The sequence below is a fragment of the Streptomyces sp. NPDC052687 genome (assembly GCF_040678395.1).
Lineage (GTDB): Bacteria > Actinomycetota > Actinomycetes > Streptomycetales > Streptomycetaceae > Streptomyces.
On sequence record NZ_JBFATR010000033.1, the window covers coordinates 1 to 14729 of the forward strand.

The 14729-nt window shown below is 73.5% G+C and carries 13 protein-coding genes; 12 read left to right on the forward strand and 1 reads right to left on the reverse strand.

Going from position 1 to position 14729, the window contains the following annotated elements; genetic code table 11:
- The first annotated feature begins 336 nt into the window (after positions 1-336).
- From AB0K92_RS23430 to AB0K92_RS23440, 3 genes are all read left to right on the forward strand, one after another.
- Complete coding sequence (locus AB0K92_RS23430) at positions 337-1149, forward strand: hypothetical protein (protein WP_365925815.1); 813 nt, start codon at positions 337-339, stop codon at positions 1147-1149.
- On the forward strand, positions 1146-2387 hold the full coding sequence (gene mycP, locus AB0K92_RS23435; RefSeq protein ID WP_365925817.1) for a type VII secretion-associated serine protease mycosin: 1242 nt from the start codon (positions 1146-1148) through the stop codon (positions 2385-2387). Before AB0K92_RS23430 ends, mycP begins: the two co-directional genes overlap by 4 nt.
- 394 nt (positions 2388-2781) lie before the next feature.
- Positions 2782-3513 carry an SseB family protein gene (locus AB0K92_RS23440; RefSeq protein ID WP_365925819.1) on the forward strand — a complete coding sequence of 244 codons (732 nt, stop codon included), beginning with the start codon at positions 2782-2784 and terminating at the stop codon, positions 3511-3513.
- Positions 3514-3535: 22 nt separating this feature from the next.
- On the opposite strand, the gene AB0K92_RS23445 is transcribed toward AB0K92_RS23440, so the two are convergent.
- Positions 3536-3883, reverse strand: a complete 348-nt coding sequence (locus AB0K92_RS23445; RefSeq protein ID WP_165996883.1) for a DUF1844 domain-containing protein — start codon at positions 3881-3883, stop codon at positions 3536-3538.
- Positions 3884-4271: 388 nt separating this feature from the next.
- On the opposite strand from AB0K92_RS23445, the gene infC reads away from it, so the two are divergent.
- The 9 genes from infC (at position 4272) to AB0K92_RS23490 (ending at position 14715) form a co-directional block, all read left to right on the forward strand.
- Positions 4272-4922, forward strand: coding sequence for a translation initiation factor IF-3 (infC, locus tag AB0K92_RS23450; RefSeq protein ID WP_166004705.1), 651 nt, complete (start codon positions 4272-4274; stop codon positions 4920-4922).
- Between the two features lie 112 nt (positions 4923-5034).
- Complete coding sequence (gene rpmI, locus AB0K92_RS23455; protein WP_003977225.1) at positions 5035-5229, forward strand: 50S ribosomal protein L35; 195 nt, start codon at positions 5035-5037, stop codon at positions 5227-5229.
- A 98-nt stretch (positions 5230-5327) separates the two neighbouring features.
- Positions 5328-5711 carry a 50S ribosomal protein L20 gene (gene rplT / locus AB0K92_RS23460; RefSeq protein WP_016642495.1) on the forward strand — a complete coding sequence of 128 codons (384 nt, stop codon included), beginning with the start codon at positions 5328-5330 and terminating at the stop codon, positions 5709-5711.
- A 145-nt stretch (positions 5712-5856) separates the two neighbouring features.
- A complete protein-coding gene (locus tag AB0K92_RS23465) occupies positions 5857-6705 on the forward strand; it encodes an RNA methyltransferase (protein ID WP_365925822.1) in 849 nt (282 codons plus the stop codon).
- A 111-nt stretch (positions 6706-6816) separates the two neighbouring features.
- Positions 6817-7959, forward strand: coding sequence for an ATP-binding protein (locus tag AB0K92_RS23470; protein WP_165996879.1), 1143 nt, complete (start codon positions 6817-6819; stop codon positions 7957-7959).
- A 138-nt stretch (positions 7960-8097) separates the two neighbouring features.
- Positions 8098-9219 carry a phenylalanine--tRNA ligase subunit alpha gene (gene pheS, locus AB0K92_RS23475; RefSeq protein ID WP_165996877.1) on the forward strand — a complete coding sequence of 374 codons (1122 nt, stop codon included), beginning with the start codon at positions 8098-8100 and terminating at the stop codon, positions 9217-9219.
- Entirely contained in the window at positions 9219-11732 is a 2514-nt protein-coding gene (pheT, locus tag AB0K92_RS23480) for a phenylalanine--tRNA ligase subunit beta (protein WP_365925825.1), read from the forward strand. The genes pheS and pheT overlap by 1 nt, the downstream gene beginning before the upstream one ends.
- 304 nt (positions 11733-12036) lie before the next feature.
- Entirely contained in the window at positions 12037-13089 is a 1053-nt protein-coding gene (locus AB0K92_RS23485; protein ID WP_365925827.1) for a PP2C family protein-serine/threonine phosphatase, read from the forward strand.
- Positions 13090-13374: 285 nt separating this feature from the next.
- Positions 13375-14715 (forward strand): transcriptional regulator, encoded by a 1341-nt coding sequence (locus AB0K92_RS23490; RefSeq protein ID WP_365925829.1) that lies wholly within the window; start codon positions 13375-13377, stop codon positions 14713-14715.
- Positions 14716-14729 lie beyond the last annotated feature (14 nt).

Genomic DNA, 14729 nt, shown 5'->3' on the forward strand with positions numbered 1-14729 from the left:
TGCCGGGGCTGTGGACAAACGCAGGCGCCGGGTGCGTCATGGGATGGTGAAGGAACGTGCGCGCATTCTCGTTGTCGGTGGCGGCTACGTCGGGACCGCGCCCCGTCGCACCCGTCACAGCCCGCGCACCCGGCGCAGTCCGCCTACCCGTCGCACCCGGCGCGCGCCGAGCACCCCGCCCGGCTCCCCGGCCAGAGCCAAGGCCGAGGCCGGGTCCAAGGCCGGGACCACGGCCGGGACCAGAGCCGTAGTCAGGGCGGGAGCCAGGGCGGTCAAGGCCCGGCGGCACCGGACCTCCGTCACTCCTGGAGCGCCCCACCAGCCCCCGGACTCTCGATGACCCACGCCCTCGGCGACCCCTTCGGCGATCGCCCGCCGTTCCGCCCGCTCGGCGGCCGGGTGCGCCGGCACACGGTCGCGGCCGCCGCCTGCGTCGTCCTCGGGCTCGGCCTGATCGGCGGCGCGGTCACCGGCAGCTGGCTCGTCGGCGACTCCTCGGAGGCGGGTGAGCGCGGCGCCTTCGCGACGGCCGCCGGACTCTGGCACAACGTGCCCGTCGACCGGCTGTTCCCGCCCACCGTGGCCGGCCGCGGCGCCGGTCCCGGCGGAGCCGACCGCACCTGGACCCGGATCGCCGTCGCCCCGGACGGCGGCTGCGCGGACGCCTTCGACCCGCTGCTGCGCAAGGCCCTCGCCCCCGCCGGCTGCGCCCGCCTGCTGCGCGCCACCTACACCGATGCGACCCAGAGCCACGTGACCACCGTCGGCCTGCTCTTCACCAAGGCCGACGCCGCCGGTATGCGCTCCCTCGAAGCGCGCTTCAAGGACGAGGGCCTGTACCGCCGTACCGACCTCATGCCCCGCCCCTACGCCGCGAAGGGCACCGCGGCCGCCGGCTTCGGCGACGCCCAGCGCGCCTCGTGGACCCTCTCGGTCCTCACCGACGCCCCCGTCGTCGTCTACGCCGTCTCCGGCTGGGCCGACGGCCGCGCCGTGGACGAACCGCAGCCCGCCGCCGACGCGATGGCCTCCGGCGCCACCACGGCCCCCGCCCAGGCAGGCCTCGGCCACGAGGCGAAGGGCCTCGCCGACCGCGTCGAACGGAGCCTGCGCAAGTCCGTCGTCGCCGCCACGGAGCAGCCCTCATGACCCGCCGCACCACGCACCGCCGAGCAGCAGGCCGGGCAACCGGCCGGACACCCCGCCGCGGGACCGGCCGCGGGACCCGCCGCGCCGCCCTGCTCGGCGCCCTCCTCGCCGCCTCCGTCGCCCTGGTGCCGCCCACCGCCGCGCACGCCGACAGCATCCGCGCGCAGCAGTGGGCCCTGGACGCCCTGCACACCCGCGAGGCCTGGCAGACCACCAAGGGCGCGGGCATCACCGTCGCCGTGCTCGACACGGGCGTCGACGCCACCCACCCCGACCTCGCCGGGAACGTGCTGGAGGGCCAGGACATGGTCGGCTTCGGCGCGCAGCGCGGCGACCGCGCGTGGGCCCGGCACGGCACCGCGATGGCGGGGATCATCGCCGGGCACGGACACGGCTACGGCGGCACCGAGGGCGTCATGGGCATCGCGCCCGAGGCGAAGATCCTCCCCGTCCGGGTGATCCTGGAGGACGGCGACCCGGCGCGCGGCAAGGCCCGCAAGACCCGCGGCAACGCCCTCGCGGACGGCATCCGCTGGGCGGCCGACCAGGGCGCCGACGTCATCAACCTCTCCCTGGGCGACGACTCCGCCTCCGCGCACCCCGAGCCGGCCGAGGACGAGGCCGTCCAGTACGCCCTGCGGAAGGGCTCCGTGGTCGTCGCCTCCGCCGGCAACGGCGGCGAGAAGGGCGACCACATCTCGTACCCGGCCGCCTACCCGGGCGTCATCGCCGCGACCGCCGTCGACAAGTTCGGCACCCGTGCCTCGTTCTCCACCCGCCGCTGGTACGCCACGGTCAGCGCCCCCGGCGTCGACGTCGTCATCGCCGACCCGGACCGCAAGTACTACGAGGGCTGGGGCACCAGCGCCGCCGCCGCGTTCGTCTCCGGCGCCGTCGCCCTGGTCAAGGCCGCCCACCCGGACCTCACCCCGGCCCAGATCAAGCGCCTCCTCGAAGACACCGCCCGCAACGCCCCCGCCGACGGCCGCGACGACTCCCGCGGCTTCGGCTTCATCGACCCCGCCGCCGCCATCGAGGCCGCCGCCCGCCTCGACCCGGCAGGCCTGCACTCGACCGCCTACAAGAAGCCCTACTTCGGCCCCGGCCCCGACACCACCGCCCGCGACGCCGGCACCACCGCCTGGGCAGGCCCCCTCGCCGGAAGCGCCGGCGGCGTCCTCCTCGTGACCGCCGTGATCCTGTGGCGAGGCCGCCGCCCCCACCACACCGACTACTGAACCAACCCCCCACCCGCCGCACGCCCCACCCAGTCCCGACCACCGCACCGGCCCGCCGCGCCCCAGCCCGCTGCCGCATCGCCCGCGCCGAGGCGCCGTACGGCCCGCACCGAGATGCCGCATCCCCCGCGCCCAGGGCGCAGTATCGGCCTGCCGCCGCCGGGCCGCAGCATCACCCGAGTCCGGACGCCCCCTGCCCCCCACTTGGCCGGGACGGCCTCCGGCCCTCGGGCTCCGGCCCCGGCCCCCGGCCTCCGCCCAGCGCCCCCGGCCTCCGGCCTCAGCACCAGCCCCCAGCCAGCGGCCACGCCCCTCGCCGCAGCCGCCCCGCGCCGCAGCCGCCCCGCGCAGCCCCCACCGTCACGCCCCTGAGCGTGCCGATAGGGTCGGTGAGGTGGCGAACAAGAACATTCCCGACCCCGGCTTCTCCGACGACGACGGCTCCGCCGATCCGCGGCTGAGTGCGGCGCTCGCGGCCTGGGCGCAGGACCGTACCGCCGTGGAGCCGGTGCTGCGGGCCCTCAAGGGGGCCCGGCTGCTCGTGCCCGTCGTCGCCGTGCTCGGCGAGGTCGAGGAGGACGAGAACGGGCTGCGCCGCGAGAAGACCAGTGACATGGCCGTCCCCACGCTGAAGGCCGCGGGCCGCACCGCGCTGCCCGCGTTCACCTCCACCGACTCCCTCGCCCGCTGGGACCCGCAGGCCCGCCCCGTGGCCGTACCGCTGCACCAGGCGCTCCAGGCCGCCGCGCACGAGAAGGCGGACACGGTCGTCCTGGACCTGGCCGGACCCGTGCCGTTCGAGCTGACCGGCCCGGCGCTGCTGGCGCTGGCGGAGGGCCGTACGACCACCGACCCGCTCGCCGACCCGGCCGTCCTGGAGGCGGTGCGCACCGCCGTAGCCGCCGAGCCGTCCGTGATCCGCGCCCACCTCGGACCCGGTCAGGCCGACGGCACCCTCGCCCTCGTCCTGGACCCGGCCGCCGCCCCCGCCGACACCGCCCGCGCCGTGGCGCGGCGGCTCGCCGCCGACGAGACACTGAGGGCCCGCCTGGTGCGCGGCCTCGACCTGGCACTGCTGCCGGCCGGGACCACGCCTCCGGGCGAGCCCTTGTACGTACGCGGATGAATGGTGAAGCGGCAGCCGGCGCCTAGCCGTAGACCGGCCCGGTGTACTTCTCGCCCGGCCCCTGGCCCGGCTCGTCCGGGACGATCGACGCCTCGCGGAACGCCAGCTGGAGCGACTTCAGGCCGTCGCGCAGCGGCGCCGCGTGGAACGAGCTGATCTCGGTGGCGCTGCCGTCCAGCAGGCCGGCCAGCGCGTGGATCAGCTTGCGGGCCTCGTCCAGGTCCTTGTGCTTGTCGCCCTCCTCGGTCAGACCGAGCTTCACGGCGGCGGCGCTCATCAGGTTGACGGCCACCGTCACGATCACCTCGACGGCGGGGACCTCCGCGATGTCGCGGGTCATGGCGTCGAAGTCGGGCGTCTCTTCACTCATGGCGTTCACCATAGGTGCTGCGGAGGGACCGGTCGTAGTCAGCCTCGGTTAGCCCTTTGCGGGCGAGGCTGCTAACCTTGTGTAACGACCGGTCGGACACGTGTGCCTCACAGTTCACGAGCCCGGCCCACAAGTGGAGGCTTTCGAACTCCCACCTGACCGCCCCCAGGGGCGGCGGGTCACCGGTCAGACGGTCCCGTCCCCGAGGCGGCTATCCGTCCGAATGCGCGCCCCGCGGTGATCGCGGCGGTGCTCCGGTAGCAGTTCGAGGAGCCCCGCCTGTGATCGTCCGGGGCATTTTTTCTGCTTCGGCGCGGTTAGGTCTAACGAACACAGACGTTACGCGGCTGTCCGCCAGACCGTCGCGTGGTGCTACCGAGGAGGATCCATCAGCGCCGAGCCCCGCATCAACGACCGGATTCGCGTTCCCGAGGTGCGACTTGTCGGTCCCAGCGGCGAGCAGGTCGGCATCGTGCCGCTTGCCAAGGCCCTGGAGCTTGCGCAGGAGTACGACCTGGACCTGGTCGAGGTCGCGGCGAACGCCCGTCCGCCCGTGTGCAAGCTCATGGACTACGGGAAGTTCAAGTACGAGTCGGCCATGAAGGCCCGTGAGGCGCGCAAGAACCAGGCGCACACGGTCATCAAGGAGATGAAGCTCCGGCCGAAGATCGACCCGCACGACTACGACACCAAGAAGGGTCACGTCGTCCGGTTCCTCAAGCAGGGCGACAAGGTCAAGATCACGATCATGTTCCGTGGTCGCGAGCAGTCCCGGCCCGAGCTGGGCTACCGGCTGCTGCAGCGCCTCGCGGAGGACGTCCAGGACCTCGGTTTCGTCGAGTCGAACCCGAAGCAGGACGGCCGCAACATGATCATGGTCCTCGGTCCGCACAAGAAGAAGACCGAGGCGATGGCCGAGGCACGCCAGGCGCAGGAGGCCCGCAAGGCTTCCGCGAAGGCCAACCCCGGTCGTTCGCAGAACCCTGCCGACGCCGAGGCCGCCCCCGAGGCTGCCGCCGAGGAACCCGCCGAGGCGTGATCCCGGGGACTTCCGAGTCCCGAGGCAGTATCCGAAACAAGTACGACGCTCCACCGTGCCCGGTTCTCGCGACCGGGCACCGGAGCGCCACCGACGAGGAGAGAACGGCGCTATGCCGAAGAACAAGTCGCACAGCGGTGCCAGCAAGCGCTTCAAGATCACCGGCTCCGGCAAGGTGCTCCGCGAGCGCGCCGGCAAGCGCCACCTGCTCGAGCACAAGTCGTCCCGCGTGACGCGTCGCCTCACCGGCAACGCCGAGATGGCCCCGGGCGACGCCGCGAAGATCAAGAAGCTTCTCGGCAAGTGAGGTCGGGCGCCCAGCGCCTGATCCACCGAGACACCGGGACCCAATCGATTTCCGGGTCGTGTGAGGACAACCACGACCCCGCTACAAGGAGTTAAAAAGTGGCACGCGTCAAGCGGGCAGTCAACGCCCACAAGAAGCGCCGGGCGATCCTCGAGCAGGCCTCCGGCTACCGCGGTCAGCGTTCGCGCCTGTACCGCAAGGCCAAGGAGCAGGTCACCCACTCGCTGGTCTACAACTACAACGACCGCAAGAAGCGCAAGGGCGACTTCCGTCAGCTGTGGATCCAGCGCATCAACGCCGCTGCCCGCGCCAACGGCATCACCTACAACCGCTTCATCCAGGGTCTGAAGGCCGCGAACATCGAGGTCGACCGCAAGATCCTGGCCGAGCTGGCGGTCAACGACGCGAACGCGTTCGCCGCGCTCGTCGAGGTCGCGCAGAAGGCGCTGCCGTCGGACGTCAACGCGCCCAAGGCCGCGTGACACGGCGCCGGCGCTGAGCCGACGTGACGGAACGGACCCGTGGGCTGTGTGCCCGCGGGTCCGTTGCTGTGTCGTCCGTCGCTGTGCGGTGAAGACCGCAAGACAGCGAACCTGAACTGCTGAACTGCTGAAGGTGAAGAAGAGGATGCCCCCCGCCAGCCCCGAGCTGATCTCCCCCCGTTCCCCCCGCGTCTCCGCCGCCCGGCGGCTGGCCAAGCGGAACTTCCGGGGCAAGGAGCGGCTGTTCCTCGCGGAGGGACCGCAGGCCGTGCGCGAGGCCGCGGCGTACGGGGACACCCTCGTCGAGCTGTTCGCCACCGTCGAGGCCGCCGAGCGGTACGCCGACATCGTCGGCGAGGCCCGCGATGCCGGCGCCCGCGTCCACCTCGCCTCCGAGCAGGTGATCGCCGACATCTCCACCACCGTCACCCCGCAGGGACTCGTCGGGATCTGCCGGTTCGTGGACACCCCGTTCGAGGAGATCCTGAAGGCGCGGCCCAAGCTGGTCGCCGTCCTCGCGCACGTCCGCGACCCAGGGAACGCCGGGACCGTGCTGCGCTGCGCCGACGCCGCGGGCGCCGAGGCGGTCGTCCTCACCGACGCCTCCGTCGACCTGTACAACCCGAAGGCCGTACGCGCCTCGGTGGGCTCCCTGTTCCACCTGCCCGTGGCCGTCGGCGTGCCCGTCGAGCGGGCCGTCGCCGGGCTCAAGGACGCCGGGGTGCGCATCCTCGCCGCCGACGGCGCCGGCACCGACGACCTCGACGACGAGCTGGACAAGGGCACCATGGGCGGCCCCACCGCCTGGATCTTCGGCAACGAGGCCTGGGGCCTGCCGGAGGAGACCCGCGACCTCGCGGACGCCGTGGTCCGCGTCCCGATCCACGGCAAGGCGGAGAGTCTGAACCTCGCCACCGCCGCCGCCGTATGTCTGTATGCCTCGGCCCGGGCACAGCGCGCCTTCGGCGGGTGCCGGACCGTCACCGAGAGCTGAGGCGCTGCCGCCGGGCCCGCCCTTCGGCCGGACGACGGGAATCCGGCGGCAGCGCCTAGTAGGGTGACGGGCTCGGGGCCCACTCAACCATCGGAGAGGTGGGATACGGGGATGAGCGTCGGCACGAGCAGCGCACCGGGGGCACGGGACACGCGGCACCCGCCCGCGCCCCGGGCCGGTGACCCGGCCGCCGAGCTCGGCATCGATCCCGACGACCTGCCCGACGGCCTCGTCGTCGCCGACGAGCACGGCCGCGTCGTCTGCTTCAACGCCGCCGCCGAGCGGATCACCGCCGTCCGCGCCGCCGACGCCCTCGGGCAGCGCCTGGAGAAGGCCCTGCCGTTAGAGGACCTGGACGGACGGCGCTGGTGGCAGCTCACCGACCCCTACGGCGGGCTCGCCATCCGGGTCCGCCAGCCCGAGCGCAACCTGCTGCTGCCCGGCGGCCGGGAAGTCCTCGTCTCCGCCCGCTATGTGCGCGCCGAGCCCACCGGGCCCGTCCGCCGCGTCGTGGTCTGCCTGCGCGACACCGAGGCCCGGCGCCGCACCGAACGCAGCCACGCCGAGCTGATCGCCACCGTCGCCCACGAACTGCGCTCCCCGCTCACCTCCGTCAAGGGCTTCACCGCGACCCTGCTCGCCAAGTGGGAGCGGTTCACGGACGACCAGAAGCGGCTGATGCTGGAGACCGTCGACGCGGACGCCGACCGCGTCACCCGGCTCATCGCCGAACTGCTGGACATCTCCCGGATCGACTCCGGGCGCCTGGAGGTCCGCCGCCAGCCCGTCGACATCGGCGCCGCCGTCGGCCGGCACATCCAGGCGTACGTCGCCGCCGGGCAGCCCGCCGACCGGTTCCTGCTGCGCATCGAGCAGCCGCTGCCCGACCTGTGGGCCGACCCCGACAAGATCGACCAGGTGCTGAGCAACCTGCTGGAAAATGCGGTGCGGCACGGCGAGGGAACCGTCACCATCGACATCACGGCCACGGCGTCCCCCCGCGAAGGGGAGGAGGCCGGCACGTCGGTCACGGTGAGCGACGAGGGGCCCGGCATCCCGGAGGAGTCCATGAACCGCGTCTTCACCCGCTTCTGGCGGGGCAGCAAGCGCGGCGGCACCGGCCTCGGGCTCTACATCGTCAAGGGCATCGTCGAGGCCCACGGCGGCTCCATCACCGTCGGCCGCGCCCCCCAGGGCGGCGCCGAGTTCCGATTTACCTTGCCCGTGGGGGCACCGGCGTATCTCGCCCAGTGACCCACGGGCGCATTCGTCCACCCTCACCCCGTTAGACTCGGCCTTTGGCACCTTTGTGTCCTGCACACGGCCCAGACGAGCCAGCTCACCGGCCGGTCACGGGGACCATCCGCCAGCCAATCGGAAGCACGGGAAGAGATGTCGGCACCCAATAAGTCGTACGACCCTGTCGAGGTCGAGGCGTTGAAACCGGAAGAGATCGAGCGCATGCGGGACGAGGCGCTCGCCGCCTTCGCCGCCGCGGACTCCCTCGACGCGCTCCACGAGGCCAAGGTCGCCCACACCGGCCCCACCTCCCCGCTGGCCCTCGCCAACCGCGAGATCGGCGCCCTGCCCCCGCACGCCAAGGCCGACGCCGGCAAGCGGGTCGGCATGGCCCGCGGCGCCGTGAACAAGGCGCTCGCCGCCCGTCAGACGGAGCTGGAGGCCGAGCGGGACGCCCGCGTGCTGGTCGAGGAGGACGTCGACGTCACGCTGCCGTACGACCGCGTCCCGGCCGGCGCCCGCCACCCGCTGACCACCCTGTCCGAGCGGATCGAGGACATCTTCGTGGCCATGGGCTACGAGGTCGCCGAGGGCCCGCAGGTCGAGGCCGAGTGGTTCAACTTCGACGCCCTCAACATCGGCCCGGACCACCCGGCGCGCGGCGAGGCCGACACCTTCTTCGTGGAGGGTCCGGACGGCACCGCCGACTCCGGCGTCGTGCTGCGCACCCACACCTCGCCGGTGCAGATCCGCTCCCTGCTCGACCGTGAGCTGCCGGTCTACGTGATCTGCCCCGGCCGCGTCTACCGCACCGACGAGCTGGACGCCACCCACACCCCGGTCTTCCACCAGGTCGAGCTGCTCGCCGTGGACGAGGGCCTGACCATGGCGGACCTCAAGGGCACCCTGGACCACATGGTCCAGTCGCTGTTCGGCGAGGGCATGAAGACCCGGCTGCGGCCGAACTTCTTCCCCTTCACCGAGCCGTCCGCCGAGATGGACATGGTGTGCTACGTCTGCCGCGGCGAGTCCGTCGGCAACCCCGACCGCCCCTGCCGCACCTGCTCCAGCGAGGGCTGGATCGAGCTGGGCGGCTGCGGCATGGTCAACCCGCGGGTGCTCACCGCCTGCGGCGTCGACCCGGAGAAGTACAGCGGCTTCGCCTTCGGGTTCGGCATCGAGCGGATGCTGATGTTCCGCCACAACGTCGAAGACATGCGAGACATGGTCGAGGGTGACATCCGGTTCACCCGGCCCTTCGGGATGGAGATCTGATGCGGGTCCCGCTTTCCTGGCTGCGGGAGTACGTCGACCTGCCGGCCACCGAGACCGGCCGTGACGTCCAGGCCAAACTCATTTCGGCCGGTCTGGAGGTCGAGACGGTCGAGCAGCTCGGCCACGACCTCAAGGGCCCCCTGGTCGTCGGCCAGGTGCTGACCATCGAGGAGCTGGAGGGCTTCAAGAAGCCGATCCGCTTCTGCACCGTCGACGTCGGCCAGGCCAACGGCACCGGCGAGCCCCAGGAGATCGTCTGCGGCGCCCGCAACTTCGCCGTCGGCGACAAGGTCGTCGTGGTCCTCCCCGGCGCCACCCTGCCCGGCGGCTTCTCCATCGCCGCGCGCAAGACCTACGGCAGGGTCTCGCACGGCATGATCTGCTCCAGCGACGAGCTGGGCATGGGCGACGACGGCACCAAGGGCATCATCGTGCTGCCCCCGGAGACCGAGGTCGGCCGCGACGCCATCGAGCTGCTGGAACTGGTCGACGAGGTCCTGGACATCGCCGTCACCGCCAACCGCGGCGACTGCCTGTCCATCCGCGGCGTCGCCCGCGAGACCGCCATCGCCTACGGCCTGCCGCTGCGCGACCCGGCCCTGCTCGACGTCCCCGCGCCGAACGCCTTCGGCTACCCGGTCAAGATCTCCGAGCCGCTCGGCTGCGACCGCTTCACCGCCCGCACCGTCTCCGGACTGCGCCCCGAGGCTCGCTCCCCGATCTGGCTCCAGCGCCGGCTCCAGAAGGTCGGCATGCGCCCGATCTCGCTCGCCGTCGACGTCACCAACTACGTGATGATGGAGCTGGGCCAGCCGCTGCACGCCTACGACCGGGGGCTGGTCCAGGGCACCATCGGCGTGCGCCGCGCCGAGGAGGGCGAGAAGATCGTCACCCTCGACGGCGTCGAGCGGACGCTGCACGCCGAGGACCTGGTCATCACCGACGACCGCGGCCCCATCGGCCTCGCGGGCGTCATGGGCGGCGCCAACACGGAGATCGCGGACCACGACGACACCGAGGGCGCCACGACCGACGTGGTGATCGAGGCCGCGCACTTCGACTCCGTCTCCATCGCCCGTACCGCCCGCCGCCACAAGCTGTCCTCCGAGGCCTCCCGCCGCTTCGAGCGCGGTGTCGACCCGCAGGCCGCCGCCGCGGCGGCCCAGCGCACCGTCGACCTGCTCGTGCTGCTCGCGGGCGGCACCGCCGACGCCGGCGTCACGGAGGTGATCGCCCCGTCCGCGCCGCACACCATCACCCTGCCCGCCGACCACCCCGACAAGGTCGCGGGCGTCACCTACGGCCGCGAGACCGTCGTACGGCGACTGCAGGAGATCGGCTGCGACGTGTACGGGCAGGACGAGCTGATCGTCACCGTCCCCTCCTGGCGGCCCGACCTGCTGGAGCCGAACGACCTCGCCGAGGAGGTCATCCGGCTGGAGGGCTACGAGAACCTGCCCTCCACCCTGCCCAAGCCGCCGTCCGGCCGGGGCCTCACCCACCGGCAGCGGCTGCACCGCCGGGTCGGGCGCGCGCTGGCCGGCGCCGGTTACGTCGAGGCCCCGAACTACCCGTTCGTCAGCGAGCAGGTCTTCGACCAGCTCGGCCTGGACGCCGACGACCCCGCCCGCCGCGTGGTCAAGCTGGTCAACCCGCTCAGCGACGAGGAGCCCGCGCTGCGCACCTCGCTGCTGCCGGGCCTGCTCGGCGCGCTGCGCCGCAACGACGGCCGCGGCTCGCACGACCTCGCGCTGTTCGAGACCGGTCTGGTCTTCCACCCGCGCGCGGAGCGGCCCGTCGCCGGGCACGTCCCGGTCGACCGCCGGCCCACCGACGAGGAGATCGCCGCGCTCGACGCAGCCCTGCCCGAGCAGCCGCGCCACGTCGCCGCCGTCCTCGCGGGCGCCCGCGAGCAGGCCGGCTGGTGGGGCAAGGGCCGCCCGTCCGACTGGGCCGACGCCGTCGAGGCCGCCCGTCTCGTCGCCCGTGAGGCCGGCGCCGAACTGGTCGTGCGCAAGGGCCAGTACGGGCCGTGGCACCCGGGCCGGTGCGCCGAGCTGCTCGTCGTCGCCGACGGCACCGAGCAGGTCGTCGGGCACGCGGGCGAGCTGCACCCGCGCGTGCTGAAGGCGCTCGGGCTGCCCGAGCGGACCTGCGCGATGGAGCTGAACCTGGACGCGCTGGAGCGGGCCGGCGACGACACGCCGCAGGCACCGGGCATCTCCACGTTCCCCGTGGCCACGCAGGACGTCGCGCTCGTCGTCGACAAGCCGGTGCCGCACGCGGAGGTCGAGGCCGCGCTGCGCGAGGGCGCCGGTGAACTGCTGGAGGCCATCCGGCTGTTCGACGTGTACGAGAACGCCGAGCAGCTGGGCGACGGGAAGAAGTCCCTGGCGTACGCGCTGCGGTTCCGGGCTTCGGACCGGACCCTGACCGTGGACGAGGCGTCCGCCGCGCGGGACGCGGCGGTGGCGCTGGCCGCGGAGCGGACCGGGGCAGTGCTGCGGGGCTAGTCCCCGGCGCCTGCCGAGCGGGGTGCTGCGCGACCGTGGGCGGCGGCTTCAAGCCGTCCGTGCCGGTCGCGCAGCACCCCGCGCCCTTTTTCGGGGGGCTCGCCCGTCCCTTTGCGGGGGGCGCGCCCGTTCCTTTGCGGGGGGCCCGTCCCTTTGTGAGGAGGCTTCGCCCCCCACAGCCTCCTCACTCATTCGAGTGAGAAAAACGGGCGATCTGGCTCGATCGGGGCTTGCGGTCGACAGAATCGGACCGGCCTTTCGGGGTCGGTCTGCGCTGTCAGGGCCTACATGGGGGGCCATCCGCATGATCCGTATCAGGGCACGGGGGCCCGGCCGCCGAGTGCTCGCGCTGGGACTGCCCACGGCCTGGGGCGCCATGGCCATCACCTACAAACTGGGCTGCCCGCTCGCCCAGCAGACCGGGCTCGGAGCGCGGATCGCCACCAGCGCCGTCTTCTTCGCCGTCGGCACCGGACTGGTGCTGCACGCGCGGCACGTGCTGCTGCGCGAACTCAAGCAGGTCCGCGAGGTCGCCGGGGCCGCGCAGAGCACGCTGCTGCGACCGCTGCCGTCCGAGATCGACGGGTTGCGGGTGGCCGCCGCCCAGCTGTCCGCCGACCGGGGTGCCGCGGTCGGCGGCGACCTGTACGAGGTCGTCGCCACCGAGCACGGCGTCCGGGCGGTGATGGGCGACGTCCGCGGGCACGGGATCGGCGCCGTCGGCACCGTCGCCGCCGTGCTCGGCAGCTTCCGCGAGGCCGTGCACGACGAGCCCGACCTCGGCCGGGTGCTGCGCCGCCTGGACCGGGCCCTCGCCCGCCATCTGCGCGAACGGGCCGCGGCGGACCCGGAGAGCCCGGTCGCCGAGGACTTCGTCACCGTGCTGCTGCTGGAGATCGGACGCGAGGGCGAGGTGCGCGCCCTCAACTGCGGCCACCCCTGGCCGTACCGGCTCCTGGACACCCGGGTCGAGCCGCTGTCGCGAGCCGAACCCCTGCCCCCGCTCGGTCCGTTCCCGCTGCCGCCCGAACTGCCCGCGGTGGCCTGCCCCGCGCTGCGTCCCGGTGAGGTGCTGTTCCTGCACACGGACGGCGCGGAGGACGCCCGGGACCCGCACGGCCGGTTCTTCCCGCTGGCAGCCGTGCTCGCGGCGGCGCTGAGCGCGGGCGCGCGAACTCCCCAGGCGCTGCTGGCCGCCGTGTTCACCCGCCTGCTGCGCCACACCCAGGGAGCCCCGGCCGACGACGTCGCCTTCCTGGTCCTGCGCGACGAACGGCCGCGCAGACGCGCCCCCTCGGGCGCGCGGGCGGCCGCGCGCTCCGCCACGACCCGGCCGCAGCCCACGAAGCACCTGTAGCGGGTGTCCCGTCGACCGGGCGGACCGGGTCCGTGCCCGGCGGGCGAGCCGTCCGCCCCGCCACGGAGTGTCGGGCAGGCGACGGGGCGGACGGCGAACACGGGCCGCCGCACTGTACGAGGGGGAGCCGACGGCCCGGCCTCTTTCGAGGCATTTCAGTCAACCCGCCGGCGACTCCCCGCGACAGCGCGCGCACGGTCCGGATTCGGGCACTCCGTTCACACCCCGTGTGAAGCCGGATTCACTACGCTGTCAGCACCGAGCCACCACCGGGGGGCCTGACCCATGCAGCCCAACACCCTGCTCGACGCGATCCTGGACGAGGCGGGCATCTCGCACGCCGGGCTGGCCGCGCACGTCAACCAGGCCGGCCGGGCGCGCGGCCTCGCGCTCCGCTACGAACACACCGCCGTGGCCCGCTGGTTGAAGGGCCAGCGCCCGCGCGGCCAGGTGCCCGACCTGATCTGCGAGGTGCTCGCCGCCCGGCTGCACCGGCCGGTCACCCTCGACGACATCGGCCTCGGCGTCCCCGGCGGCGAGCCCGGCGGGCACGGCACCTCGCTCTCCGGCTTCGTGGAGCGGGCCACCGCGCTGTGGCGCTCCGACGAGCAACAGCGCCCGCACATCCTGGGCGCCCCCGCGGTCACCGGCACCCCCGCCGTGATGCCGGTGTGGGAGTGGGAGAACCCGCCCGAGGACGTCGACGTCTCCCGCGGCGGACGCCACCGGGTCACCCCGGCCGACATCGAGATGCTGCGTGCCGCGCGCACCCACTACGAGCAGATGTACCGCAAGGCCGGCGGGGTGGCGACCCGCACCCGGATCGTCGGCTTCCTCAACGCCGAGGCCGCGCCGCTGCTGCGCGGCGGCTACACCGACGCGACGGGCCGTCAGCTGCACCGGGCCACCGGCGGGCTGGTGGCCATCGCGGGCATCTGCGCCTACGACTCCGACGCGCACGGCCTCGCCCAGCGCTACTTCCACCAGGCGCTGCGGCTGGCGAAGGCCAGCGGGGACCGGGGACTGGGTGCGTACGTGATCGCGCTGCTGGTCAACCAGTCGCTGTTCATGAAGGAGTACCGGCAGGCCGTGGCGTTCGCGGAGGCCGCGCTGCGCACCGCCGGCCGGCACATCACGCCCGCCCTCGCCTCCGACCTGTACGCGATGCAGGCGAAGGCCTACGCGCACCTCGGCGACGGCAGCAGCGCGCTGTCCTGCATCCGGCGGGCCGAGCAGGCCGCCGAGCGGATCCGCCGCGGGTACGAGCCGGACGAGACCGGCTATGTGCAGCCCGGCCTGGTCAACGTCCAGGTGGCGGAGGCGCTGCTCAGCCTGGGCGAACTGGCGGCGGCCCGCGAGCACGCCGAGGCGGCCGTGGACACCCCCGCCCACGACCGGGGCCGGGTGCACCGGCTGGCCATGCTCAGCACCATCGAGCTGCGCCAGGGCAACGCCGAGAAGGCCGTGGACACGGCGGTGCGGATGGCGGAGCAGGCACGGGGGATGGAGTCGCAGCGGCTGCGGGACAGACTCCGCGCGGTGCGCGAGCACCTGACGCGCAGCGGCGGCGCCGGCACGGCGGAGGCCGCCGAACTGATCGACGGGGCCCTGCGCGTACCGCTGTAGCCCCTTCCGGGGTC